Source organism: Bradyrhizobium sp. ISRA436 (genome assembly GCF_029910015.1).
Classification (GTDB): Bacteria; Pseudomonadota; Alphaproteobacteria; order Rhizobiales; family Xanthobacteraceae; genus Bradyrhizobium.
In genome coordinates this window covers 2,782,566-2,806,853 of record NZ_CP094519.1, presented here as the reverse complement: position 1 = coordinate 2,806,853, position 24,288 = coordinate 2,782,566, and the positions used below count along the sequence as shown (strand labels likewise).

18 protein-coding genes and 1 riboswitch are annotated in these 24,288 nt (G+C 64.1%); of the genes, 11 read left to right on the top strand and 7 right to left on the bottom strand.

Going from position 1 to position 24,288, the window contains the following annotated elements; genetic code table 11:
* Positions 1–67: 67 nt before the first annotated feature.
* Both MTX23_RS13100 and MTX23_RS13095 read left to right on the top strand, forming a co-directional pair.
* The gene (locus tag MTX23_RS13100) at positions 68–1,138 is read left to right on the top strand and encodes an efflux RND transporter periplasmic adaptor subunit (RefSeq protein ID WP_280977068.1); all 1,071 of its coding nucleotides are present in this window, start codon (positions 68–70) and stop codon (positions 1,136–1,138) included.
* On the top strand, positions 1,135–4,293 hold the full coding sequence (locus MTX23_RS13095; protein ID WP_280977066.1) for an efflux RND transporter permease subunit: 3,159 nt from the start codon (positions 1,135–1,137) through the stop codon (positions 4,291–4,293). Before MTX23_RS13100 ends, MTX23_RS13095 begins: the two co-directional genes overlap by 4 nt.
* 709 nt (positions 4,294–5,002) lie before the next feature.
* On the opposite strand, the gene MTX23_RS13090 is transcribed toward MTX23_RS13095, so the two are convergent.
* Positions 5,003–6,202, bottom strand: coding sequence for a TrmJ/YjtD family RNA methyltransferase (locus MTX23_RS13090; RefSeq protein WP_280977065.1), 1,200 nt, complete (start codon positions 6,200–6,202; stop codon positions 5,003–5,005).
* Positions 6,203–6,726: 524 nt separating this feature from the next.
* On the opposite strand from MTX23_RS13090, the gene MTX23_RS13085 reads away from it, so the two are divergent.
* On the top strand, positions 6,727–7,941 hold the full coding sequence (locus tag MTX23_RS13085) for an NADP-dependent isocitrate dehydrogenase (protein WP_280977064.1): 1,215 nt from the start codon (positions 6,727–6,729) through the stop codon (positions 7,939–7,941).
* A gap of 37 nt (positions 7,942–7,978) precedes the next feature.
* Complete coding sequence (locus MTX23_RS13080) at positions 7,979–8,479, top strand: DUF3455 domain-containing protein (RefSeq protein WP_280977063.1); 501 nt, start codon at positions 7,979–7,981, stop codon at positions 8,477–8,479.
* Positions 8,480–8,494: 15 nt separating this feature from the next.
* Here MTX23_RS13080 and alaS read toward each other — a convergent pair whose 3' ends face one another.
* Complete coding sequence (gene alaS, locus MTX23_RS13075; protein ID WP_280977062.1) at positions 8,495–11,167, bottom strand: alanine--tRNA ligase; 2,673 nt, start codon at positions 11,165–11,167, stop codon at positions 8,495–8,497.
* A gap of 200 nt (positions 11,168–11,367) precedes the next feature.
* Positions 11,368–11,455: riboswitch (glycine riboswitch) on the top strand.
* Between the two features lie 142 nt (positions 11,456–11,597).
* On the opposite strand from alaS, the gene gcvT reads away from it, so the two are divergent.
* The 4 genes from gcvT (at position 11,598) to MTX23_RS13055 (ending at position 16,755) form a co-directional block, all read left to right on the top strand.
* Positions 11,598–12,743: a glycine cleavage system aminomethyltransferase GcvT gene (gene gcvT, locus MTX23_RS13070; RefSeq protein ID WP_280977061.1), complete on the top strand. Its 1,146-nt coding sequence runs from the start codon at positions 11,598–11,600 to the stop codon at positions 12,741–12,743.
* A 9-nt stretch (positions 12,744–12,752) separates the two neighbouring features.
* Positions 12,753–13,118: a glycine cleavage system protein GcvH gene (gene gcvH / locus MTX23_RS13065; protein WP_280977060.1), complete on the top strand. Its 366-nt coding sequence runs from the start codon at positions 12,753–12,755 to the stop codon at positions 13,116–13,118.
* 156 nt (positions 13,119–13,274) lie between these two features.
* Positions 13,275–16,148 carry an aminomethyl-transferring glycine dehydrogenase gene (gene gcvP, locus MTX23_RS13060; protein WP_280977058.1) on the top strand — a complete coding sequence of 958 codons (2,874 nt, stop codon included), beginning with the start codon at positions 13,275–13,277 and terminating at the stop codon, positions 16,146–16,148.
* A gap of 175 nt (positions 16,149–16,323) precedes the next feature.
* Positions 16,324–16,755, top strand: coding sequence for a thioesterase family protein (locus MTX23_RS13055; protein WP_280977057.1), 432 nt, complete (start codon positions 16,324–16,326; stop codon positions 16,753–16,755).
* Between the two features lie 5 nt (positions 16,756–16,760).
* Here MTX23_RS13055 and MTX23_RS13050 read toward each other — a convergent pair whose 3' ends face one another.
* Complete coding sequence (locus MTX23_RS13050) at positions 16,761–17,741, bottom strand: hypothetical protein (RefSeq protein ID WP_280977056.1); 981 nt, start codon at positions 17,739–17,741, stop codon at positions 16,761–16,763.
* Between the two features lie 101 nt (positions 17,742–17,842).
* Positions 17,843–18,928, bottom strand: a complete 1,086-nt coding sequence (gene recA, locus MTX23_RS13045) for a recombinase RecA (RefSeq protein WP_280977055.1) — start codon at positions 18,926–18,928, stop codon at positions 17,843–17,845.
* 2,061 nt (positions 18,929–20,989) lie between these two features.
* On the opposite strand from recA, the gene MTX23_RS13040 reads away from it, so the two are divergent.
* Positions 20,990–21,196, top strand: coding sequence for a hypothetical protein (locus tag MTX23_RS13040; protein ID WP_280977053.1), 207 nt, complete (start codon positions 20,990–20,992; stop codon positions 21,194–21,196).
* A 112-nt stretch (positions 21,197–21,308) separates the two neighbouring features.
* Here MTX23_RS13040 and MTX23_RS13035 read toward each other — a convergent pair whose 3' ends face one another.
* From MTX23_RS13035 to MTX23_RS13025, 3 genes are all read right to left on the bottom strand, one after another.
* On the bottom strand, positions 21,309–21,539 hold the full coding sequence (locus MTX23_RS13035) for a hypothetical protein (protein ID WP_280977051.1): 231 nt from the start codon (positions 21,537–21,539) through the stop codon (positions 21,309–21,311).
* A 96-nt stretch (positions 21,540–21,635) separates the two neighbouring features.
* A complete protein-coding gene (locus tag MTX23_RS13030) occupies positions 21,636–21,920 on the bottom strand; it encodes a hypothetical protein (protein ID WP_280977050.1) in 285 nt (94 codons plus the stop codon).
* An 87-nt stretch (positions 21,921–22,007) separates the two neighbouring features.
* Positions 22,008–22,139 (bottom strand): peptidylprolyl isomerase, encoded by a 132-nt coding sequence (locus MTX23_RS13025; protein ID WP_280977048.1) that lies wholly within the window; start codon positions 22,137–22,139, stop codon positions 22,008–22,010.
* A gap of 163 nt (positions 22,140–22,302) precedes the next feature.
* On the opposite strand from MTX23_RS13025, the gene MTX23_RS13020 reads away from it, so the two are divergent.
* Both MTX23_RS13020 and MTX23_RS13015 read left to right on the top strand, forming a co-directional pair.
* Positions 22,303–23,778, top strand: coding sequence for an amidase (locus MTX23_RS13020; protein ID WP_280977047.1), 1,476 nt, complete (start codon positions 22,303–22,305; stop codon positions 23,776–23,778).
* A 35-nt stretch (positions 23,779–23,813) separates the two neighbouring features.
* Positions 23,814–24,278, top strand: a complete 465-nt coding sequence (locus MTX23_RS13015) for a PaaI family thioesterase (protein ID WP_280977046.1) — start codon at positions 23,814–23,816, stop codon at positions 24,276–24,278.
* Positions 24,279–24,288 lie beyond the last annotated feature (10 nt).

Sequence of the window (24,288 nt, the reverse complement as noted above, 5' to 3'; positions counted from 1 at the left end):
ACCACGCATCAGTCAGACACTCGAGACTTGACCGTGAATCCGGGACGAGCTTGGTCGGGGACGCTACATGAGCGGGAAGGAATCGGCAGTATCGTGGTCGGTGAGACTGCTGGTTGCGGCGGCCGTCGTCGCTTGCGGTGCTCTGTTGGGTTGGGGACTCGTTGCGGGACGGGAGAAGGCCGCAGTCGAGGAGCAGCAGGAAGGGGCTATCAAGGTCCCGGTTCGAGTCTCCGATAAGAACGGCGAACGAGTGATCAGGCTCGACGCCGAAACGCAACAACGCAGCGGCATCGAGACACGTGTTCTGTCTTCGGCTCCCCATCCAGAGCAGCTTCGCGCCTACGGAATGGTTCTCGATGTCGCGCGACTGACTGAGCTGAGCAACAGCTACGCCAATGCCAAGGCGCAGGTGCAGACCGCACAGGCGAAGCTTGCGATGTCGAAACCGGCATACGACCGCGCGCAAAAGCTTTTCAACGAGACTCACGTCGTCTCGCAGGCCCAGGTGCAGGCCGCCGAGGCGGCTTTCGGTACGGATCAGGCCAGTCTGGTCGCAGCCGAAGCTCAGGTACGCACGCTCAGCGCAACGGCCTACCAGGAGTGGGGCGCCGTTCTCGGCAAATCGCTGATCGAGGAGTCGCCGATGATCAAGGCGCTGATCGAGCGGCAGAGTTTCCTGTTGCAAATCACCTTGCCCCCCGGCGTGGTGCTCCCGGCACCACCTGCCACGGCTTCGATAAAGGTCGGCGACACTCGACAACAGATCGCCTTCGTATCGCCAGCAACGCGCATCGACCCAAGGATTCAGGGCGTCAGCTTCTTCTACACCGTGGCGGCGGCAAGTGGCGTTCTGCCCGGGATGAATGTGCTCGCCTTCCTGCCCACCGGCAAATCGATCGAGGGCGTCGCAGTGCCGCCCTCCGCTGTCGTCTGGTGGCAGGGTCGGGCCTGGATCTATCGGCGCACAGACCCGTCGAGTTTCACACGCCTGGCAATCGCAACCGACGCGCCAGCACCTGACGGCGGCTACATCGCAAACAACGTGGCGAAGGACGCGGAGATCGTCACCCAAGGTGCGCAGTTGCTGCTGTCCGAGGAGTTCCGCGCACAAATCCAGGTTGGCGAGGATTCGCAGTGAGCGCCGCCTCGCGTTCTGGTCCACAGGCCGCGATCCTCGCTTGGGCGATCCGATTCCGCGGCATTGTCGTCGCGCTCGCTTGCGTTCTCGTCGCCTACGGGGTCTATGGGCTCGGCCGCGCCAAGTACGATGTCTTCCCCGAATTTGCGCCGCCCCAGGTCAGTATTCAGACCGAAGCCGTCGGGCTGACGCCCGAGCAGGTCGAGGTCCTCGTCACACGTCCGATCGAGAACGCCATCAGTGGCGTCCCTGGCGTCCGGACCCTGCGCTCCACGTCGATCCAGGGGCTATCCGTCGTGACGGTCTTTTTCAATTCGTCGAGCGACATTTATCGCGACCGGCAAGTTGTTGCCGAACGTTTGGCGGCTGCCGCGCAGCAGCTTCCGCAGGGGGTGCAGGCGCCCGTCATGACACCGCTCACGTCTTCGACCAGCCGAATGCTGGTGGTTGGCTTGACGTCCGAGACGCGCTCATTGATGGAGCTGCGCACGGTCGCGGACTGGACAGTTCGCTTGCGCCTGCTCGCCGTTCCCGGGGTGGCCAGCGTCACGGTGTTCGGGGGCGACAAGCGCTCGATCCAGATCCAGGTCCACCCTGACGAATTGATCCGATACGGCCTGACGCTCAATGACGTGCTGACCGCAGCGCGCCGGTCGACCGGCGTGCGCGGCTCGGGCTTCATCGACACAAGAAACCAGCGGATTGTCTTTCAGACCGAGGGACAATCGCTCAAGCCAGATGCCATCGCGCGAACCGTGCTGCTGAGCCGGGGGGCCGCGAGTGTCACATTGGGCAACGTGGCCGATGTCGTTGACGCGCCCGTCCCACCCATCGGCGGTGCCGAGATTGGAGGAAAGCCCGGCGTCATTCTCAATCTGGCGGAGCAATATTCCGCCGACACGCTCAAGGTCACGCAGGACGTCGAAGCGGCGCTGGAAGAGCTGCGGCCGGGTCTTGCGGCGGATGGCATCACGCTCCACGGCGATCTTTTCCGACCGGCAAATTTCATCAATGTGGCAACCAGCAATGTCCGGGACTCGCTGGTTCTGGGCGGCATTCTGGTGATCGTCGTCCTGTTCCTCTTTCTGTTCGACATGCGGACAGCCGCGATCTCCTGCGCCGCGATCCCGCTTTCGCTCTTTGCCGCCACGCTGATCCTCGAGCGCATGGGCGCCTCGCTCGACACGATGACCCTTGGCGGGCTGGCCATCGCGATCGGCGTTGTCGTGGATGATGCGGTGATCGACGTCGAGAACATCGTGCGGCGCCTGCGCGAGAACAGAAGGCTGCCCGAGCCGCGGCCGTTCGCTCAGGTGGTCCTCGATGCAACGCTCGAGGTTCGCGGCGCCGTCGTCTATGCAACCTTCGCCGTCATCCTGGTGGTTCTGCCGGTGATGACATTGTCCGGAGCGGTTGGACGCCTGTTTGCTCCGCTCGGGCTCGCCTACGCTACCGCCGTCATGGCCTCGCTTGTCGTCGCACTGACCGTCACACCCGCCTTGTCGATGGCGCTCCTGCCGGGCCGGATTCCCGCCAGCGATCCACCCGTGATCCGCTGGGTGCGCGCTGGCTACCAGGGCCTGTTGCGGAAGCTTGCAGAATGGCCGCGTACGCTGATCACGGCCGCTGCCGCGCTGACGATTGCCGGCTGCGCTGCGCTGCCGTTTTTCGGCCGCGGGCTCATTCCCGAGTTGAAGGAGGGGCACTTCGTCGTCCACTTGGCGACAGTGCCGGGCACATCCATCGAGGGTTCGCTGCAAGTTGGCGCGCGCATCGCCGATGCATTGCTGAAATTGCCGGAGGTGCGGTCGGTTGCGCAGCGCGCAGGGCGGGCGGAAGAGTCCGAGGACACCTTTGGGCCTCACTACAGCGAGCTGGAAGTTGCTTTGAAGCCGGGGTTGTCGGGAGACGACACCGAGAAGGCCGAAGCAGACATTCGCCGAACGCTCGCCGGCTTCGTCGGCGTAAGCGCCTCCGTCATGACTTTTTTGACCGAGCGCATCGAGGAAACGCTCTCGGGATACACCGCGGCCGTTGTGGTCAACATCTTCGGCAATGATCTCGACCTCCTCGATCGCAAGGCACAGGAAATCGCCCAGGTACTGAATGAGGTTCCTGGCGCGACCGATGTTCAGGTGCAGTCGCCGCCAGGCCTGCCGCAGCTCACGATCCGCCTTCGCAATCCCGATCTGGAGCGTTGGGGCTTCGACGCGGTGGAGGTGCTCGAATTGATCCGCACCGCCTATCAGGGCGACGTCGTCGGGCAGACCTATGAGGGCAATCAGGTCTTCGACGTCATGACGATCCTGGACGCTGCCAGCCGGGACAACATTGCCAAGGTCGGCGATCTGCCATTGCGCAGTCCGAGTGGCGTGTATGTCACGCTCAGGCAGATCGCAGACATTTACCAGAGTTCGGGACGCTACCAGGTGGTCCACGAAGGAGCGCGTCGCGTTCAGACCGTGACAGCCAACGTCACAGGGACCGATGTGGTTTCCTATGTTCGCGCGGCGAAGGCGATGATTGCCTCGAAGATCCATCTTCCCTCCGGAGCGTACCTCCAGTTCGCCGGCGCAGCGGAGGCGCAATCGCGGTCGCAGCGCGATCTCATCGTCAACTCGCTGATCGCCACGATCGGCATCGTCCTCTTGCTGTCGGTCGTCACCCGAAACTGGCGCAATCTGCTGCTGGTGCTGGCGAACCTGCCGTTCGCGCTGGTGGGCGGCGTGCTGGCAGTCTTCGCGACCGGTGGGGTTTTGACCCTGGGCGGCATGGTCGGCTTCATCACGTTGTTCGGCATCAGCCTTCGCAATTCGATCCTGATGATCGCGCATTACGAACATCTTGTTGAAGTCGAGGGCTGGGCATGGGGATTGGAGGCTGCGATCGCGGGCGCCGCCGATCGGCTTACGCCTATCCTCATGACGTCGATCGTGACAGGGCTCGGCATCCTGCCGCTCGCGATCGGCATGAACGAACCCGGCCGTGAAATTCAGGGACCGATGGCAATCGTCATCCTGGGCGGCCTCGTAACGTCGATGGCGCTTAACCTGATCGTGTTGCCGACACTGGCGCTGCGCTATGGACGCTTTGAACCCAAACCTGAGGAATTCACTCACTTGGCTTCATCTCATCGCTCCAAGGCTGCTGAGTGAGGTGCCCGAACGAAACTGCGTTCGCTCAGCCGCCGGTGAAACTTGTCAAGCCCTCGCGCGCAAAATATTTCTGTTTTCCAGAAGTGCAATTCAGTGTATGAATAGCCCGTCTCACCCGCCTGAGGGGCGCTTCGCGATCGTCACGAGTGCTGGGTCGAGATGCGGTGGACGCTGACTGCGCGACTGACGACGGCGCACGAGGCGGACGGTGAAGTCGTGCAGGCCTGACGCCCTAGTGGCAGGTGTCTCCTCGCAAGATGCGAAGCATCTTTGCGAAGACGGTGACAACAAAGCCCAGTCTCGCCGGGGCGAGCACGTATAAGCCGTAAACCATCGCGCAGGGAAAGCCGGGATTGCTCCGGTTTCACCTGTGGTCCTACCTCCCGAGCTTTCCATTTGCTCGGGACCCATGGGTGCGATCGGCACCCGGCTTTCCCTGCGCCCTCTGATCAATGGGAGGGCGAAACGAGATGCAAAGCTCGGACGCATCGTGTCGCGAGAATGCAAAGCTGCGTCCCCATCCACTTCTGTCATCGCCCGGCTTGACCGGGCGATCCAGTACGCCGCGGCCTCTCGGCTCAAGTCCTGACGTCTCTGGAATACTGGATCACCCGCTTTCGCGGGTGATGACACCGAGCGAGCTGCTTACACCTCGAAACGAGAACTATCCGACTTGATCCCAACGGTGAAGTTATCGCCCTTGCTAAGCTCAACGCCGCTGCCGAAGACTTTCCTCCAGCCGCGCCAGCTCTCCGTCGAGATCGCGCTCCACGTCGGCGACCTGCATGTCGACGACGCGATAGTCGCGCGCCTCGAGCCAGGCGCGGCGCTTGGCGCGGTCGGCGGCGATCGCCTCGCTCTCATTCGGATTAACCAGCTCGATCGCGATCCGGTGGGTGAAAGAAACGAAATCCGGGATGTGGCGGCCGACCGGGGTCTGGCGCTTGAACAGGCCGGCGAAGCGGCGGTCCCGCGTCAGCGCCTGCCACAGGATCCGCTCAGCATCGGTCGGGTTGCGGCGGAGCAGCCGGGCCAGCCCGCGGACGGTGCTGCTGTTGTCGGCGGTCGCCCCGCCCTGCCCCTGCTCGGCCAGCAGCGCACGCAGGCGCGTCGCTTGGGCGCCGTCGAGCACGCCGCCCTTGGCCGGGCCTTTGCGCCCTTCGGCGATCGCCATCACCACCCCGTGCAGCGTGTGCATGTCCTGTTTGGTCGGGTCCATCCGGGTGAAGATGTTGCGCAGGTTCACCAGCATGGTGTCGCGCTTCTCCGCCGGCCGCAGGAACTCGACCTTGTCGAGCTCGGCGACGAGATTGTCGAAGAAGGCCTGGATCTGATGCTGGGACGCCGGCTCGGACCGCTCGGGCATCGCGAAGGGCAGCGCGCCCGCGGTCGAGAGCTTGAACCACTCGTAGCCCGTCAGCAGCACTGCCTGTGCGAGGTTGAGCGAGGCGAAGCCCGGGTTCACCGGGAAGGTGATGATGCGGTTGGCAAGCGCGACCTCCTCATTGGTCAGGCCGGAGCGCTCGCGCCCGAACAGGATGCCGGCGCCGCCGCCATGCCCGACATGGCCAACGATCTCGCGTGCTGCCGCCTCGGGCCCGACCACCGGCTTGGCCTGGTCGTGGGCGCGGGCCGTGGTCGCGAACACCAGCGTGAGGTCGGCAATCGCCTGCTCGACGGTGTCGAACAGCTCGACGGAACCGATGATGTGGTCGGCTCCGGCGGCGGCGCGTTGGGCGGCGATGTTCGGCCAGCCGTCGCGCGGCTTGACGAGGCGAAGCCTGCTCAGCGCGAAGTTGCCCATCGCGCGCGCGGCCATGCCGATGTTCTCGCCGAGCTGCGGCTCGACCAGGATGACGACGGGACCGGCAAGGTCGTGCCCTGCCTTGGTCTTGTCGGTGCCGGACATCTCACTTCACTTTCTGATTCAACGTCTGGAAGGTTTTGAATCAGTTTCCGAACAGGCTGATTCAAGACCTTACGCCGAGGCCGCGGACCGGCTTCGCACCGGTTTCGCCCAAGACCATTTTCTCCAGGGAGATAACAGGGTTAGCGGCGTTTGCGAATCCTCAATCGGAATTCCGGCGGCGCCGCCGCGGGCTGCGCCCTGCGCGCCCTTCGTCCTCGAACGGGCTATCAACCACAATCAAAGCGAAGCTGTAAAGCCGGGCTTGAGACGCCACTTTAACGGCGTGGCGCAAGATGAGAAGCGAATTCGGGGCAGATGGACGCTGGCCGGGCGCGCTGATCACCGGGCTGGTCGTGACGTGATATGTCGTCGCGGGCACCGCCACGCAGGCAGCATTTTAGGCCAAAAGATGGGCTTAAACTGCATAACCGGTCCGCTTCCGCCCGCCCCCGGGCGGTGCTATAGCGCACGCGTATTCCAACCCGCGGTCAAAAGCGCGCTGTTCCCAAGAGGGCCTCTCCGTCATGGCAAAAATCAAGGTGTCCAACCCCGTCGTCGAACTCGATGGCGACGAGATGACCCGGATCATCTGGCAGTACATCAAGGACAAGCTGATCAACCCGTTCCTGGATGTCGAACTGCTCTATTACGACCTGGGGATGGAACACCGCGACGCCACCAATGACCAGGTGACCATCGACGCCGCCCACGCCATCAAGAAGGTCGGCGTCGGCGTGAAGTGCGCCACCATCACCCCGGATGAGGCCCGGGTGAAGGAATTCGGCCTGAAGGAGATGTGGAAGTCGCCGAACGGCACTATCCGCAACATCCTCGGCGGCTGCATCTTCCGTGAACCGATCATCTGCAAGAACGTGCCGCGCCTCGTTCCGGGCTGGACCAAGCCGATCATCATCGGCCGCCATGCCTATGGCGACCAGTACCGTGCCACCGACATCAAGTTCCCGGGCAAGGGCACGCTCTCGCTGAAGTTCGTCGGCGAGGACGGCACCGTGATCGAGAGGGAAGTATTCAAGGCGCCTGGCGCCGGCGTCGCGATGGAGATGTACAATCTCGACGACTCCATCATCGACTTCGCCCGCGCCTCGTTCAACTACGGCCTGATGCGCAACTACCCGGTCTACCTCTCGACCAAGAACACAATCCTGAAGGTCTATGACGGCCGCTTCAAGGACATCTTCCAGGACGTGTTCGACCGCGAGTTCAAGAAGGAATTCGACGCCAAGGGCCTGACCTACGAGCATCGCCTGATCGACGACATGGTGGCCTCGGCGCTGAAGTGGTCCGGCGGCTATGTCTGGGCCTGCAAGAACTACGACGGCGACGTGCAGTCCGACACCGTGGCGCAGGGCTACGGCTCGCTCGGCCTGATGACCTCGGTGCTGCTCACCCCGGACGGCAAGACGGTGGAAGCCGAAGCCGCCCACGGCACGGTGACCCGCCACTACCGCGAGCACCAGAAGGGCAAGGAGACGTCGACCAACTCGATCGCGTCGATCTTCGCCTGGACCCGCGGTCTCGCCCACCGTGCCAAACTCGACAACAACCCCGAGCTGGCGAAGTTCGCCTCGACCCTGGAGAAGGTCTGCGTCGCCACCGTCGAGGACGGCTACATGACCAAGGACCTCGCGCTGCTGGTCGGCGCCGACCAGCGCTGGCTGTCGACCACCGGATTCCTCGACAAGGTGTCCGACAACCTCGTGAAGGCGATGGCGGCCTGAGGCTGCCGTTTCCGGACTGCTCGCGGCGAGCGTCATCATGGCCCTCTTCAAAGGCGCGACGCTCGCAACGTTCTTGCTGACCGGGTCGGCGGCGCTCGCCGCCGACCCCCTGCCCACCGCCGTCGCGGCACCAGGCGAGACCGCGGTGCTCACCGTCCACGCCGAGGGCGTGCAGGTTTACGAGTGCAAGCCGGTCACCGACGGCAAGCTCGCCTGGTCGTTCCGCGAGCCGATCGCGACCCTGATCGCCGACGGCCGCACCGTCGGCCGGCACTTTGCCGGGCCGAACTGGGAGCATGTCGACGGCAGCGCCGTGACCGCGCGCACCGCCGGCGACGCGCCCGGCGCCACCGCGTCCGACATTCCCTGGCTGAAGCTCGAGGTGATTTCCCGCCGCGGCGAAGGCGTGCTCACCGGCGTCACCACCGTGCAGCGGATCCATACGTCTGGCGGCCAGCTCAGCGGCGCCTGCGACAGGGCCGGCGCGCTGAAGAGCGCGCCCTACACCGCGGATTACGTGTTCCTGCGAAAGAACTGAGCCGTCTATGCCCGGTCAGGCGCCGGCCATCGCCTGTTCGATCGCCGTCAGCGCCGCGTTCGCCTTGGCGCCGTTGGGACCGCCGGCCTGCGCCATGTCGGGCCGGCCGCCGCCGCCCTTGCCGCCAAGGGCTTCGGAGCCCTTGCGCACCAGGTCGACCGCGTTGAAGCGCGAGGTGAGATCGGCGGTGACGCCGACCACGATGCCGGCCTTGCCGTCCTCGGTGACGCCGACGATCGCGACCACGCCGGAGCCGATCTGCTTTTTGCCGTCGTCAACCAGGCTCTTGAGGTCCTTGGTCTCGACCCCCTCGATCGCACGCGCCAGCAGCTTGACGTTGCCGACCTCGCGGACGCCGCCGGCCGCGCCGTTCGACGCTGCGCCGCCACCCATCGCGAGCTTCTTGCGGGCATCCGACAGGTCGCGCTCGAGCTTCTTGCGCTCCTCCATCAGGACCGTGATGCGCGCCGGCACGTCCTCGATGGTGGTGCGCAGTTCAAGCGCGGCGGTCTTGGCCAGCGCGATGGTGTCGTTGGCGTGCCTGCGCGCATGGCGGCCCGTCAGCGCCTCGATGCGACGCACGCCCGAGGCGACCGCGCTCTCGCTGGTTACCGAGATCAGGCCGATATCGCCGGTACGGCGCACATGGGTGCCGCCGCAGAGCTCGACCGACCAGCCGAGCGCGTTCTGGCCATGCTCGCGGGCGCTCTTGCCCATCGAGACGACGCGGACCTCGTCGCCATACTTCTCGCCGAACAGCGCGCGGGCGCCGGCCTCGCGGGCGTCATCGACGGCCATGATGCGGGTGATGACCTCGTCATTCTCCAGCACGACGTCGTTGGCGATGTCCTCGACACGCGCGAGCTCCTCCGCCGTGATCGGCTTCGGATGCACGAAATCGAAGCGCAGCCGGTCCGGCGCAACCAGCGAGCCGCGCTGGGCAATGTGGTCACCGAGCACCTGGCGCAGCGCCTCGTGCAACAGATGCGTCGCCGAGTGGTTGGCGCGGATCGACGAACGCCTGGCGTGATCGACCTCGAGCTGCAGCGCGGTACCGACGTTCAGCGTGCCCTGCTCCACGGTACCGAGATGCACGAACAGGTCGCCGGCCTTCTTCTGCGTGTCAGTGACACGGAAGGTGACGCCCTCGCCGCTCAGCACGCCGATGTCGCCGACCTGACCGCCGGACTCCGCGTAGAACGGGGTCTGGTTCAGCACGATCGCGCCGCTCTCGCCCGCCTTGAGGCTATCGACTGCGGTGCCATCCTTAATGAGCGCGATCACCGCGCCCTCAGCGCTCTCGGTCTCGTAGCCGAGGAATTCGGTCGCGCCGAGCCTCTCGCGCAGCGGGAACCAAACGCTCTCAGTCGCGGCCTCGCCCGAGCCGGCCCAGGAGGCGCGGGCCTTCTCGCGCTGCCGATTCATCGCATCGTCGAACGCCGCCTGGTCGACGCCGATGCCGCGCGACTTCAGCGCGTCCTGTGTCAGATCCAGCGGGAAACCATAGGTGTCGTAGAGGGTGAAGGCGGTATCGCCGTCGAACATGTCACCCTTCTTCAGCTCCGCGCTCTTCTCGTCGAGGATCGAGAGTCCCCGCGCCAGCGTCTTGCGGAAGCGGGTCTCTTCCAACCGCAGCGTCTCTTCGATCAGGCTCTCCGCGCGTACCAGATCCGGATAGGCTTGGCCCATCTCGCGGACCAAGGCCCACACCAAACGATGCATCAGCGGCTCCTGCGCGCCGAGCAGTTGCGCATGGCGCATCGCGCGGCGCATGATCCGGCGCAGCACATAGCCGCGGCCCTCGTTCGACGGCAGCACGCCGTCGGCAACCAGGAACGCCGACGAACGCAGGTGGTCGGCGATCACCCGGTACGAGGCGACGGTCTGCTCGGTCGGTCCATGCCCGAGCGCGGACGCGGTGGCATCGATCAGATGGCGGAACAGGTCGGTCTCGAACACGCTGTCGACGCCCTGCAGGATGCAGGCCATGCGCTCCAGTCCCATGCCGGTGTCGATCGATGGGCGCGGCAGCGGCACGCGCTCGTCCTTCGTCACCTGCTCATACTGCATGAAGACCAGGTTCCAGAACTCGAGGAAGCGATCGCCGTCCTCCTCCGGGCTGCCGGGAGGCCCGCCCCAGATGTGCTCACCGCGATCGATGAATATCTCGGAGCACGGACCGCACGGGCCGGTATCGCCCATGGCCCAGAAATTATCCGAGGTCGCGATGCGGATGATACGGTCGTCCGAGAAGCCCGCGATCTTCTTCCAGTGGCCCGCCGCCTCGTCGTCATTGTGGTAGACGGTGACCAGCAGTTTGTCCTTCTTCAGCCCGAAATCCTTGGTGATCAGGTTCCAGGCGAGCTCGATCGCGCGCTCCTTGAAGTAGTCGCCGAACGAGAAATTGCCGAGCATCTCGAAGAAGGTGAGATGGCGCGCAGTGTAGCCGACATTATCGAGGTCGTTGTGCTTGCCGCCGGCGCGCACGCATTTCTGCGAGGTTGTGGCGCGCTGGTAGGACCGCTTCTCGACACCGGTGAAGACGTTCTTGAACTGCACCATGCCGGCATTGGTGAACATCAAGGTCGGGTCGTTGCGCGGAACCAGCGGCGACGACGCCACGATCTCGTGACCGTTCTCCTTGAAGAAATTCAGAAATGTCGCCCTGATGTCGTTGACGCTGCTCATGTTCATCCAATCGGAAAATGGGCCGGCCAGGCGCAAAATAGCGTCAATTTCCGGCCGAACGCTTTTAGACATTGCCAGCCGTGGTGTCCAGAAACTGTGCAGGCGGATCATGGGCTTGCCGCAGGAGCACAAAGCCCGTTGATAGCAGCTTGGGCCGCGTTGACAGCCTTGGCGAAGGCGTGGTTCTGTCCTACCTATTGTTAAGTCACGTCGGGAGAGACCGGCCTTGCCGGCGCCGAAGGAGCAACCGCCCCGGAAACTCTCAGGCAAAAGGACCGCGTGACGTCTGACATCTGGAAAGAGGCGCTGACGGGCTAGGGCCCGATGCGTCCGCCGACGGGATAATACTCTCAGGCAAAGCGACAGATGGGGCTTTCTGCAGGTTTCTCAAGGGGAATGGGTCCCCGGCGGGAACCTCGAGGGCCCAGTGATGCTTGCACCCGATAATTCCCCGCTGAAGCAGACTCCGCTGCACGCGCTTCACCTCGCGCGCGGGGCCAAAATGGTGCCCTTCGCGGGCTACGACATGCCGGTGCAATATGCCGCAGGCGTCTTGAAGGAACACCTGCACACCCGCAGCCGGGCGGGCCTGTTCGACGTCTCCCATATGGGCCAGCTCGTGCTGAAGCCCAAATCCGGCAAGGTCGCGGACGCGGCGCTCGCGCTGGAAAAGCTGGTGCCGCAGGACATCCTGGGCATCGCACCGGGACGGCAGCGTTACGCCCAGTTCACCAACAATGACGGCGGCCTGCTCGACGATCTCATGGTGGCGAATTTCGGCGATCATCTGTTCCTGGTGGTCAACGCCGCCTGCAAGGCCCAGGACGAGGCCCATCTCCGCGCGCATCTCTCAGATACCTGCGAGATCGTGTCGCTGGCCGATCGCGCTCTGATCGCGCTGCAGGGGCCCAAGGCCGAATCGGCGCTGGCGACGCCTTGTGCAGAGGTCACGGCGATGAAGTTCATGGACGCCGGGCCGCGCCGGGTCGGCGACGTCGACTGCTTCGTCTCGCGCTCCGGCTACACCGGCGAAGACGGCTTTGAGATTTCGGTGCCCGCCGACAAGGCCGAGGCGTTGGTCACCGCCCTGCTCGACAATCCCGACGTGCTGCCGATCGGGCTCGGCGCGCGCGACAGCCTGCGGCTCGAGGCCGGGCTTTGCCTCTATGGCCACGACATCGACACCACGACCACGCCGGTCGAGGGCGCGCTGGAATGGTCGGTGCAGAAGGTCCGCCGCAGCGGCGGCGCCCGCGCCGGCGGCTTTCCTGGGGCGGACAAGATCCTCGCGCAGTTCGCGCAAGGCGCATCGCGCCGGCGCGTCGGCCTCAAGCCGGACGGCCGCGCCCCGGTGCGTGAGGGCGCCGCGCTGTTCGCCGATGCCAGCTCGAGCGAGCAGATCGGCAAGGTCACCTCGGGCGGCTTCGGCCCAAGCCTCAATGCACCTGTTGCAATGGGCTACCTGCCCACCGCCCTTTCCGCCATCGGCACCACCGTTTTCGGCGAAGTGCGCGGTCAGCGGCTGCCGCTCAAGGTCGCCGCCACGCCCTTCGTCCCCAACACCTATAAGCGCTAGAGGACATCCATGACGACGCTCTACACCTCCGATCACGAGTGGCTCCGCATCGAGGGCGACGTCGCCACCGTCGGCATCACCGACTACGCGCAATCGCAGCTCGGCGACGTCGTGTTCGTCGAACTGCCCAAGGTCGGCCGCAGCCTGAAGAAGGCCGAGGCCGCCGCCGTCGTCGAATCCGTCAAGGCCGCCTCCGACGTCTACGCGCCGATCACCGGCGAGGTGATCGAGGTCAACGAGGCGCTCGCGGCCGACCCCGCGCTGGTCAATTCGGATGCCGGCGGCAAGGCCTGGTTCTTCAAACTGAAGATTGCCGACAAGAGCGAGCTCGGCGGCCTGATGGACGAGGCCGCCTACGCCGCGCACACGGCCTGAGAGAATGACAACATTCGCGACCACGCACTCACTGTCATCGCCCGGCTTGACCGGGCGACCCAGTACGCCGCGGCCCTTCGGCTCGATCGCTGATGTCCCGGCGGTACTGGATGCCCCGCCTTCGCGGGGCATGACGGCGAACAGAGAGGATTCTCCATGAACGCGCCCTTCAAGCCGACCAACGAAGCCGCCGCCGATTTCGTGCGCCGTCACATCGGCCCGTCGCCCCGCGACATCGATGCGATGCTGGAAACGGTCGGCGCGCAGAGCCTGCAAGCGCTGATGAGCGAGACGCTGCCGCCGTCGATCCGGCAAAAGGCGCCGCTCGATCTCGGGCGCGCACTGAGCGAGCCCGAGGCGCTGGCGCATATGAGCGAGCTCGCCGCGCAGAACCAGACCTTCACCTCGCTGATCGGCCAAGGCTATTACGGCACGATCCTGCCCACCGTAATCCAGCGCAACATCCTGGAGAACCCGGCCTGGTACACGGCCTACACGCCGTATCAGCCGGAGATCAGCCAGGGCCGGCTGGAAGCGCTGTTCAACTTCCAGACCATGATCTGCGATCTCACCGGGCTCGATGTCGCCAACGCCTCGCTGCTCGACGAGGCGACCGCGGCGGCGGAAGCGATGGCGCTCGCCGAGCGTCACTCGCAGGTGAAGGCGAAGGCCTTCTTCGTCGACAAGGATGTGCATCCGCAGACGCTGGCGGTGATGCGCACCCGCGCCGCGCCGTTGGGCTGGGCCCTGATCGTCGGCGATCCCCTGACCGAGCTCGACAAGGCCGATGTACTCGGCGCGTTGCTGCAATATCCCGGCACGTCGGGCGCGGTGCGCGATCTCCGGCCCGCGATCGCGTCGCTGCGCGCAAAGGGCGCGCTCGCCATCGTCGCAGCCGACCTGCTGTCGCTGGCCTTGCTCACCTCGCCCGGCGAGCTCGGCGCCGACATCGCGGTCGGCTCGGCGCAGCGCTTCGGCGTACCGATGGGTTACGGTGGCCCGCACGCGGCCTACATGGCGGTGCGCGACACGTTGAAACGCTCGCTGCCGGGCCGCATCGTCGGCCTGTCGGTGGACTCGCGCGGGCTGCCCGCCTACCGGCTTGCCTTGCAGACCCGCGAGCAGCACATCCGCCGTGAGAAGGCGACCTCCAACATCTGCACCGCGCAGGTGCTGCTTGCCGTGATCGCCTCGATGTACGCGGTCTATCATGGCCCCGAAGGCCTGATGCACATCGCGCGCACCGTGCATCGCCGCGCCACGGTGCTCGCAGCGGGCCTGCGCAAGCTCGGCTTCGCGCCTGATAGCGAGGCGTTCTTCGATATCCTCACCATTGAGGTCGGCGCGAAGCAGAATGAGCTCATCGCCCGCGCGCTCGCGGAGCGGATCAATCTGCGCATCGGCGAGACCACGCTCGGCATCGCGGTCGACGAGACCACGACGCCCGAGACCATCGAGGCCGTTTGGCACGTGTTCGGCGGCAAGCTCAGCTATGCGGATATCGAGAGCAGCGCGCGCGAGGCGCTGCCGAAGGATCTGAAGCGCACCAGCGCCTTCCTGACCCATCCCGTGTTCAACACCCATCGCTCGGAGACCGAGCTGTTGCGCTATATGCGCAAGCTTGCCGACCGCGACCTCGCGCTCGACCGCGCGATGATCCCGCTCGGCTCGTGCACGATGAAGCTGAACGCCACCACGGAAATGATTCCGCTGACCTGGCCGGCGTTCGGCAATCTGCATCCGTTCGCGCCGGCGGACCAGGCCAAGGGTTATCACGCGCTGTTCAAGCGGCTGGAAAAGTGGCTGTGCGACATCACCGGCTATGATGCGGTCTCGCTGCAGCCGAATTCCGGCGCGCAGGGCGAATATGCCGGACTTCTTGCAATCCGCGGTTATCATCTCGCGCGCGGCGAGCCGCACCGCAAGGTCTGCCTGATCCCCTCCTCCGCGCACGGCACCAATCCGGCATCCGCCGCGATGGTCGGCATGGATGTCGTGGTGGTGGCCTGCGACATCAGAGGCGACGTCGATGTCAATGACCTCCGCGCCAAGGCCGAGAAGCATTCGAAGAACCTTGCCGCTGTGATGATCACCTATCCCTCGACCCATGGCGTGTTCGAGGAGCATATCAGCGAGATCTGCGACATCGTTCATGCGCATGGCGGACAGGTCTATCTCGACGGTGCCAACATGAACGCGCAGGTCGGGCTCTCCCGGCCCGGCGATTACGGCGCCGATGTCAGCCACCTCAATCTGCACAAGACCTTCTGCATCCCGCATGGTGGCGGCGGCCCCGGCATGGGCCCGATCGGCGTGAAGGCGCATCTCGCGCCCTATCTGCCCGGCCATCCCGCGACCGACGGCGCTGTGGCGCATCCGATCGGCCCGGTGTCGGCCGCGCCGTTCGGCTCGGCGTCGATCCTGACGATCTCCTACATCTACATCCTGATGATGGGCGGCGAAGGTCTGACGCGGGCGACCGAGATCGCGATCCTGAATGCGAACTACATTGCCGCACGGCTGCAGCCGCACTTCCCGGTGCTGTACCGCAACGCGCGCGGCCGCGTTGCGCATGAATGCATCGTCGACCCGCGGCCGCTGAAGACGAGCGCCGGCGTCACCGTCGACGACATCGCCAAGCGGCTGATCGATTACGGCTTCCATGCGCCCACCATGAGCTTCCCGGTCGCGGGCACGCTGATGATCGAACCGACGGAATCGGAATCGAAGATCGAGATCGACCGCTTCTGCGACGCCATGATCGCGATCCGCAACGAGATCGCCGAGATCGAGAACGGACGCTTCAAGGTCGAAGCCTCGCCGTTGCGTAACGCACCGCACACCGTCCACGACATCGCTGACGATGCCTGGAACAGGGCCTACACCCGAGCCGAGGGCTGCTTCCCAGACGGAGTATCGCGGTCCGACAAATACTGGAGTCCGGTCGGACGCGTCGACAACGTCTACGGCGATCGCAACCTGGTGTGCTCGTGCCCGCCGGTGGAGGATTACGCACAGGCCGCTGAATAAAGGGCCGCTGTTGTAGGATGGGTAGAGCGCAGCGAAACCAATCACTGCCAATCAAGCGCCGTGAAAGATGGGTTTCGCTTCGCTCTACCCATCCTACGAATCTACGATCCGGCCAACATAAGGTCCCCACTGACCGCGGGACGAACAACATAGGTCGTTCGCCGCAGGAGGATTCATGCGCCAGGATTTCTGGTTCCATTTCCCGTTTCGCGTCCGCTATTCCGAAGTCGACGCGCAGGCCGTGGTGTTCAATGCCCACTATCTGACCTACTTCGACACCGCCATCACCGAGTATTTTCGCGCGCTCGGCTACGACTACCTCGGTGAGGTGGCGAGGACCGGCATCGATTTTCACACGGTGCGCTCCGTGGTCGAGTACAAGGCGCCGATCCGGTTCGACGAGGACATCGACGTCTGCGTGCGGGTCGCGCGGATCGGCCGATCCTCGATCACGCTGGCGCTTGCGATCTTCGCCAAGGGCTCGGACGATCTGCGCGCGACGGGCGAGATCGTGTGGGTGGCGACCGATCAGAAGACACATCAATCGATCGCCGTGACAGAGGACTTGCGGGCGCTGATTGCAGGCCGTGAAAAGATGCCTGGCTGAGCGGGCTACGGCTTGATCAGCGTTGGAGCCCACCGCCAGAGATTATCGTTGGTGAGGTGCGTGCCGCCCCACCAGCGATCGATCGGATTGTGGCTGCTGAAATCCTCCTTGTGCGCGATGCCCCCCCGACCGAACTTCGTCAGAGAAAGCTCGCTTCGGCGATACGCGAACAAACGAGCCCGCAGCGCGTCCCTATCAAGGGTGCGCAATTCGTCATCAAGGCCCGCCACGGCTGGTCGCGGGCCGAGGGCAAGTCCGTCAAGCAGATAACCAAGCTCGTTCTCGTTGAAAATGCGAGTCTGGCGCAAGTTCTCGAGATAGAAGAGCGCGTTCGTTAGCGAGCATCCTCTTGCGACCATCTCAAGCATCCGCATTTCCGTGGCGCCAAGTCCTGTTGACGGCGACGGCAGGTCGGCGAGCAGATCGATCAAAGCCGGCTTGAGCAATGGCAATGCGCTCAAATCCCGACCGAGTAGATCAAAGCAGCCTTCCGGCCTCGCCGCCCGATATGCGAGCCATGCCGCACTCGCAATCGCGAACTCTGTTTCGGTAACGTCAACGACCGGCGGTCGCCACTTGTCGAGTGCCCCCGGGCGAAGCCCCTTCATCTCGGAATCGACCAGGCACAATCTCAACTTGGTCGCAGCTTGCGGATGGGACCGGAAATGATCGAGCAGCCAGACCAGTTGCAACTGAGCCTTGGGGTCCATATCGAACCAAAGTTCGACTATCTCATACTGTTGGCAGGCACCCGCCAAGCTGAGGTTCCTGGCACTTTCGTTGCGCTCATTCCATCGACTGGCAAAATCCGACCAATGGAAGCCTGGACGGAGATCGGGTGTGCGCGCACCGAGATAGGCTGCGAGTTCGCCCGGAGATGGCAGCGGCCCCCAAACGAAGCGGAACGCAAAATCGACCGCCAGGTCGGCGAAACCCGACTTGGCGAACTCCGGGGTCGGCCAGCCGGTCAGTATCAGACGCTTCATAAGTTTACTGCCACGCGCAAAAACGAAACGGGCGCCGAAGACGTCGGCAACTCAACGTCCTCAGCGCCCGCCTGCAGCGAAATCATTCAAACCTTTAAGGCTTACTCCCCCGGCTCTTCGCCGTCGGCGTCGCGTTCGGGCGTACCGGCGAGGATCTGCTCGGCGATCAGGCCGGAGTTCTGACGGATCGCAGTTTCGATCTTGGCGGTGATGTCCGGGTTTGAGCGCAGGAACGCCTTGGCGTTCTCGCGTCCCTGGCCGAGCCGCTGGCTGTCGTACGAGAACCAGGCGCCGGATTTCTCGACGAGACCGGCTTTGACGCCGAGGTCGAGGATCTCGCCCATCTTGGAGACGCCCTCGCCGTACATGATGTCGAACTCGACCTGCTTGAAGGGCGGCGCCAGCTTGTTCTTCACCACCTTGACGCGGGTGGTATTGCCGACGACCTCGTCACGCTCCTTGATCGCGCCGATGCGGCGGATGTCGAGGCGGACGGAAGCGTAAAACTTCAGCGCATTGCCGCCCGTAGTGGTCTCCGGCGAACCGTACATCACACCGATCTTCATGCGGATCTGGTTGATGAAGATCACCATGGTGTTGGATTTGTTGATCGAGGCGGTGAGCTTGCGCAGCGCCTGGCTCATCAGACGCGCCTGCAGACCCGGCAGCGCATCGCCCATCTCGCCCTCGAGCTCGGCCTTCGGCACCAGCGCCGCGACCGAGTCGATCACCAGCACGTCGACCGCACCGGAGCGCACCAGCGTGTCAGCGATTTCCAGCGCCTGCTCGCCGGTGTCCGGCTGCGAGATCAAGAGCTCGTCGATGTTGACGCCGAGCTTGCGCGCATAGACCGGATCGAGCGCGTGTTCGGCGTCGATGAAGGCGCAGATGCCGCCCTTCTTCTGGCCTTCCGCCACCGTGTGCAGCGCCAGCGTGGTCTTGCCCGAGGATTCCGGCCCGTAGATCTCGACGATGCGGCCCTTCGGCAGACCGCCGACGCCGAGCGCGATGTCGAGTCCGAGCGACCCCGACGACACCGTCTCGACATCCATCGAGCGGTCGTTCTTGCCGAGCTTCATCACCGAGCCCTTGCCGAACTGGCGCTCGATCTGGGAGAGCGCGGCTGAGAGGGCCTTGGACTTGTCCATGGAGGATCCTTCGACGATACGCAGTGCAGTGGCGGACATTTGGGATGTGCTCCTTATGGCGGGGATTCGCTAGCGGGACAAACGGCGATAAGATCAGACGGAATGCGTTGTTGCTGGGAACTGCGTACCACGTTTGTTCCATGTTCGCAATATGTTCTTTCTGTGCGCGCGGGCGCTGGCCCGCTTCCGGCTCTAGTGGCCTAGTTTGATTTTCGCAGTGGCCTGAATTGGTTAGGCCCCGTTCTCAGTAGGATTACTGAGAGGTCAAAGAACGTTCCGACCACAAAAAATTTTATGGCGTAAAAAGTTGTTCTGTCCGGAGTTCTCCGGAGGTGCCTCCGTCCAGCAACCGATAGGATGCCCGATATTTCAGGTGTGGGAGCATCTGATGAAAGGCATATTGATTGCCCTGGGCGTCATTCTGGCCCTCTACGTAATCGACCAGCAATTCGCTGACGGCCGATATACCGACGCGCTCCAGCGTATGATGATTCAGATCAGACGCTCTTTCGGAGTATGAGGCCGCCTCGGTTGGCGGCCCCTTCCTTAAACGGCAACGGCAGCATTCCGTCGTCACGCGGATGGATGCGGTCCAATTTCAATTCGAAATCCCAATTGACGAAGCCCCCGCCGAATTTGATCTGGCCTCTGGGACCATCAAGACGGCCGGGATTTAGGACTTGCCCAATTCGCCTCCGCGCTCGCCCCAAAAGAAGCGGCCCCAGCGCGGTTGCTGCGCCGGGGCCGAAGGGCGGAACTCACTCGAAGTGAGACCCCAATCCGGGGCGATGTCGTTCGTTCCTATCCGTGCCCGTAATCATACGGGGCGTGATGTCATGAACCTTTGGCCCGCTTCGTGCAGACTTATAGAGGTCAGGATTTTGCCACGACCCTCCTGGGGCTAGAGCAGACGCCGCCCGTACGTATTTCAAGCGGGCGGCGTTGTGTTGCGATGCTTCGAAACGGCCCCGGCGCACCTTCCGGGGCTTGGCGGCACGCGCCGGAGCCGTCCCACCATTGCGCTCCACCGGAGCGCCATTCACAGTACCGGGAAAGGGTGGCAACGGAGATGCCCTCCCGGGTTACCTCAATTGGTAGGTGTCCTAGCTTCCCGCGGCGCGTGTCCTAATTAGGGCAGCACCGATGCCTGAGCGCTGGCCTGTTTATCCCCCTTGGCCCAAGTTGATTTGGGAGCGGCCTAGCTCGGTTTAACCGAAAGAAAACCACGACTTAGCAGCGTTCCGAGTAGTCCTGCTGAGATGGGTAGCAAATGTTCTCCCAATCCAATCTTTGGAAATTCGCGGAACCCCGTAATCATACGGGCCCAAACGCATGAACCTTTTTGGCACATCGTGCAGACTTATGTGGGCCAGGATTTTGCAGCAACCTTCCTGGGGCTAGAGCCGACGCCGCTCGCACGTATTTCAAGCGGGCGGCGTTGGGTTGAAACGAAATCGCCCGGCGCCCTTGGACACCATCGGGACTTGTGCTTGCGCCGTCGCCTGATCCGCGGCTAGCACAGAAGACATCGTTGATGCTGCGCGGTCGCTTGCGGTTCCCGCATTAGCTCGTGCATCCGAAGCTCCCGGTATCGCAGACAGCGCACGATCCGGCGACGAGGGCCACGTCAAGGTCCGTAGTTCTCCGGGCAGAACAAAGTTCCTGAGGCAACACGGCCTCGCCTAGAACATATGTTATCTCTATAAATCAAACCCTTAATGAGCAGCCGAAAATGCATCCCGAACCCACTCCAGCCCGTTTTCGGAAATCTGGTTGAGGCATCGATCCGTTTTTGCACGTACTACCTTGGTACGCCTCCTACCCCTGAAAAATGTGCGTAGCCTTCAAGGGAACACACCGGTTCCATCGGTGTTTGTCACAGCAGGTGCCCGGACAATGTCGCTCGACCGTGCCTGCGCGCGAATTGCGAGCCCCCTGGACGCGCGGGCGACCGCTAGCGGACGGATCCCCGCGAAGGTCCGCTACAAAACTGAAATCCGAACTTGGGGCAACGCGCCGCAATGCGCGTCTGACGAGCTTTATTTATTAATACAACCAATCGTTTAAGCGCCCGCCTTTGATTTCCGCGGAGCTCCATCAATGATCCACAAGGGCGTCGAATTCAGCGTCACCGAGGTTGCGGCCGGCGTCTGGACATGGCGCTTCCAGATCGGCGATAAGGTCTTCACCGGCAGGACCGAGACAAATCTCAATCTATTGGCGATCCGCCGCGTGCAGTTGCGGATCGACCGCGAGCTGAAGAAGATCGGGCAGGACCGGCCTCGTGGACGCGGCGATACGGATTGAGCGCGATCCGGACAAGACCGCAGCACTTTCCCGAACGAACCGATGAGACACACTCGTGCCGAGATCAACTTGACCGACGACGCATGCCGGATTCCGGTAGCCGCATCAGGACCTAGTCCGCGCTCGCAAGGCGCCGCATCGTGAACTCGATGTCGCCACCGGGCAGCTCACGCCAGCTTTCGACGGCGCTCATATAGGCGGCCTTCGGGTAGCGCGCGAGAAAGTCGCGCGCCCGCAACCGCGCCTCGTCGCGTGGCAAGGTGAAGGTCTCGCGCACATAGCCGTCCTGCGGGCTCCGCCGCTCGGCCATTCGGCTGGCAAGATCGCGCGGGCGAAAGGCCATTGTCGCAACTCCAAACCATCTGACGACCCTTCCAATATAGGGACGGCGCCGATGGAATCCGAGTCCGCGAGATGATCGATGCCGGGTGGTCGTGCGCTACTGGCCGCGCTGCGCGGTGCTGCCGGTCTTGGCCTTCGGCTTGGCGGGACGGGCGGCCGCCTTGGGCGCATCGCTGCGCACCGCACCCCAGGGATCGGACGACGTCTTGGCATCCGGGATCTTGCTGAGCGAGTCTTTGTAAGCCTTGTCGTTAGCCGCGTCCTGATCCTTTTCTTCCTGGGTCTTGCTCTTGACCTCGGGCATCAGGTTGATGTTGGGCATCTGCGCATAGGCCGGCGCCGACAGCAGCACCGCGACCGCAACCGCGCACAAAACTCGCATGAGAACGCTCCCTCGCATTGTCGTCAGCGGTATATCACCGCAAAAAAGGCGCCGCCAAGCGCGCCTGCGGCGGACCTCTCATGCCCGCTAGAGATTGTCCGACTTGCAGGATTTCGGCGACTGCACCCAGTCATCCCAGATCGGTCCGCACTTCGTGCAGCCACTGAGCGCAAGCCCGATCGCGATCACGCTGCCCAGCATCACCAATCTGCGGAACATGAGCGGCCCCATCCCCTGACGGGGGCAATAGGCCCCAAAACTGGGGCATTTTCAAGCCGGCGGGCGCAGCGCCCGGCTCCCGCGCCGCCACACGCTTCGGATGGTTTGACCCGACGCCCGCTCAATTTACAGTGCGAAACAAAGCAGAAAAGGAATCGACAACATGACTTTGGCGATGAGCTGGGACGAATGGGCGCAGCACGATGGAACGGCACTCGCCGCCCGCGTCAGCACGGGCGAGCTGACGCCCCGGGAATTGGCGGCCCAGGCCGCCGCCGCCGTCGCCAGGGTCGATCCTGCGCTCTCAGGCGTGGTCGAACTGTTCGATGACGTGATTGCCGACCCGGCGCGCGACGGCACTGATCTCGACGGCCCGTTCGCCGGCCTGCCCTTCCTGATGAAGGACCTCGGCCCGACGCTGAAGGGCCGTCTGCAGGAAATGGGCTCGCTGATGATGCGCGGCAATCGCGCCGCGGAAGACACCTTCCTGACGACGAAGATGCGCAAGGCCGGTCTCAACCTGATCGGCCGCACCACCACGCCGGAGTTCGGCGTCTGCAGCTCGGCCGAGAACCCCGCGGTCTATGTCACGCGCAATCCCTGGAACACAGATTACACCACCTGCGGCTCGTCGGCCGGCAGCGCGGCGATGGTGGCGGCCGGCGCCGTCCCGATCGCGCATGCGACCGACGGCGGCGGATCGATCCGCATTCCGGCAGGCGTGAACGGCAATATTGGCCTGAAGGTCTCGCGCGGCGTGTTCTCGCTGGCGCCGCATCTCTCGGACCTCACCGGGCTGGTCTCGATCCAGGGCTGCCAGTCGCGCTCGGTGCGCGACACCGCGGCCTTTGTCGATGCCTGCCGCGGCCCCGGCCCAGGCGAGTTCATGCCGTTCTGGACGGTGCCCGAGCCGTACACCGCGACCATTGCCCGCGATCCGGCACGGCTGAAGATCGCGCTGTCGCACCAATGGGGCGACCATCGCGCGACGCCGCATATCGCAGCCGAGCTCGAGCGGGTCGGACGCTTCCTCGAAGGCCTCGGACATCACGTCGACTACGCATTGCCGTCGGTCGATTACCGAGAGGCCTTCGCGGCGCAGACCACCTGCTACATCAGCAACTTCGCCGTTGTGATCAGCAACATGCTCGCCGCGCGCGGCCTGCAGCGGCCGCCGGCGGACCTGATCGAGCCGATCAACATCCGGATCTGGGAGCACGGCCGGCACACCAGCTTTGCCGATCGCGCCCGGATGCAAGCCACCTTCAACACGACATCACGCGGCTTCGGCGCGTTCTTCGAGGATTGGGACATCATCCTGACGCCGATCACGGCGCTGCCGACGCCGAAGGTCGGCACGACCGAATTTCTTACGATCAGCGACAATCCGTCGGTGCTGGACTGGTTCGCCAATCTCTGGCGCAACTTCGCCTTCACGCCGCTCGCCAATCTCTGCGGCATCCCCGCGATCTCGCTGCCGCTTGCCACCAACGAGCATGGCCTGCCGCTCGGCATTCAGGCGATTGCGAAGCAGGCCAATGACGGGCTCCTGTTGCAGCTCGCCGCCCAGATCGAGCGGGCGATCGACGGCAACTGGAATCGCGGCGAGACGCCGCGCGTGCATGTGACGCGCGACTAGAACAAGATAGCCATCTGGGGAGGAAACGGGACATCATGCAGCAGCAAGCCGGAGAGTTCGGGATCGGCGATGCGCGGCGCCTGCTCGGCGACGTGTTTGCGCCGTGGGTGCAGGATCTCAACCTGTCGATCGAGCAGTTCGACTTCGCGCCGCCTTCAGGCAATGCCGCCGACTGGCAGCCCGGCGCCGTGCTGCGCATGCCGTTCTCCGAACGGCTCTGCCGCACCGGAGGCATCGTCTGCGGCCAGGCTTTGATGGCGTTTGCCGACACCGCGATGGTGCTGGCCAACCTCGCCGCCAACAAGGCCTACCGCCCGATGACGACGGTCGACCAGACCACCCATTTCATGCGCGCGGTGACTGCGTCCGACGTGCTCGCCGACGCGCGCGTGGTCCGGCTCGGCCGCACCATGAGCTTCGGCCGCGTCACGCTGCTTTCCGCCGCCGACAACAAGCCGGTGGCCATGGTGTCGAGTGCATTCGCGATGCTGCCCGGCTAGGTACTGGCTC

Excerpts from the sequence above, each read along its gene's own strand:
- MTX23_RS13100 (WP_280977068.1), top strand. The coding sequence starts at position 68 with ATGAGCGGGAAGGAATCGGCAGTATCGTGGTCGGTGAGACTGCTGGTT.
- MTX23_RS13090 (WP_280977065.1), bottom strand. The coding sequence starts at position 6,202 with ATGTCCGGCACCGACAAGACCAAGGCAGGGCACGACCTTGCCGGTCCC.
- MTX23_RS13085 (WP_280977064.1), top strand. The coding sequence starts at position 6,727 with ATGGCAAAAATCAAGGTGTCCAACCCCGTCGTCGAACTCGATGGCGAC.
- MTX23_RS13080 (WP_280977063.1), top strand. The coding sequence starts at position 7,979 with ATGGCCCTCTTCAAAGGCGCGACGCTCGCAACGTTCTTGCTGACCGGG.
- alaS (WP_280977062.1), bottom strand. The coding sequence starts at position 11,167 with ATGAGCAGCGTCAACGACATCAGGGCGACATTTCTGAATTTCTTCAAG.
- gcvT (WP_280977061.1), top strand. The coding sequence starts at position 11,598 with ATGCTTGCACCCGATAATTCCCCGCTGAAGCAGACTCCGCTGCACGCG.
- gcvH (WP_280977060.1), top strand. The coding sequence starts at position 12,753 with ATGACGACGCTCTACACCTCCGATCACGAGTGGCTCCGCATCGAGGGC.
- gcvP (WP_280977058.1), top strand. The coding sequence starts at position 13,275 with ATGAACGCGCCCTTCAAGCCGACCAACGAAGCCGCCGCCGATTTCGTG.
- MTX23_RS13055 (WP_280977057.1), top strand. The coding sequence starts at position 16,324 with ATGCGCCAGGATTTCTGGTTCCATTTCCCGTTTCGCGTCCGCTATTCC.
- MTX23_RS13050 (WP_280977056.1), bottom strand. The coding sequence starts at position 17,741 with ATGAAGCGTCTGATACTGACCGGCTGGCCGACCCCGGAGTTCGCCAAG.
- recA (WP_280977055.1), bottom strand. The coding sequence starts at position 18,928 with ATGTCCGCCACTGCACTGCGTATCGTCGAAGGATCCTCCATGGACAAG.
- MTX23_RS13040 (WP_280977053.1), top strand. The coding sequence starts at position 20,990 with ATGATCCACAAGGGCGTCGAATTCAGCGTCACCGAGGTTGCGGCCGGC.
- MTX23_RS13035 (WP_280977051.1), bottom strand. The coding sequence starts at position 21,539 with ATGGCCTTTCGCCCGCGCGATCTTGCCAGCCGAATGGCCGAGCGGCGG.
- MTX23_RS13030 (WP_280977050.1), bottom strand. The coding sequence starts at position 21,920 with ATGCGAGTTTTGTGCGCGGTTGCGGTCGCGGTGCTGCTGTCGGCGCCG.
- MTX23_RS13025 (WP_280977048.1), bottom strand. The coding sequence starts at position 22,139 with ATGTTCCGCAGATTGGTGATGCTGGGCAGCGTGATCGCGATCGGGCTT.
- MTX23_RS13020 (WP_280977047.1), top strand. The coding sequence starts at position 22,303 with ATGACTTTGGCGATGAGCTGGGACGAATGGGCGCAGCACGATGGAACG.
- MTX23_RS13015 (WP_280977046.1), top strand. The coding sequence starts at position 23,814 with ATGCAGCAGCAAGCCGGAGAGTTCGGGATCGGCGATGCGCGGCGCCTG.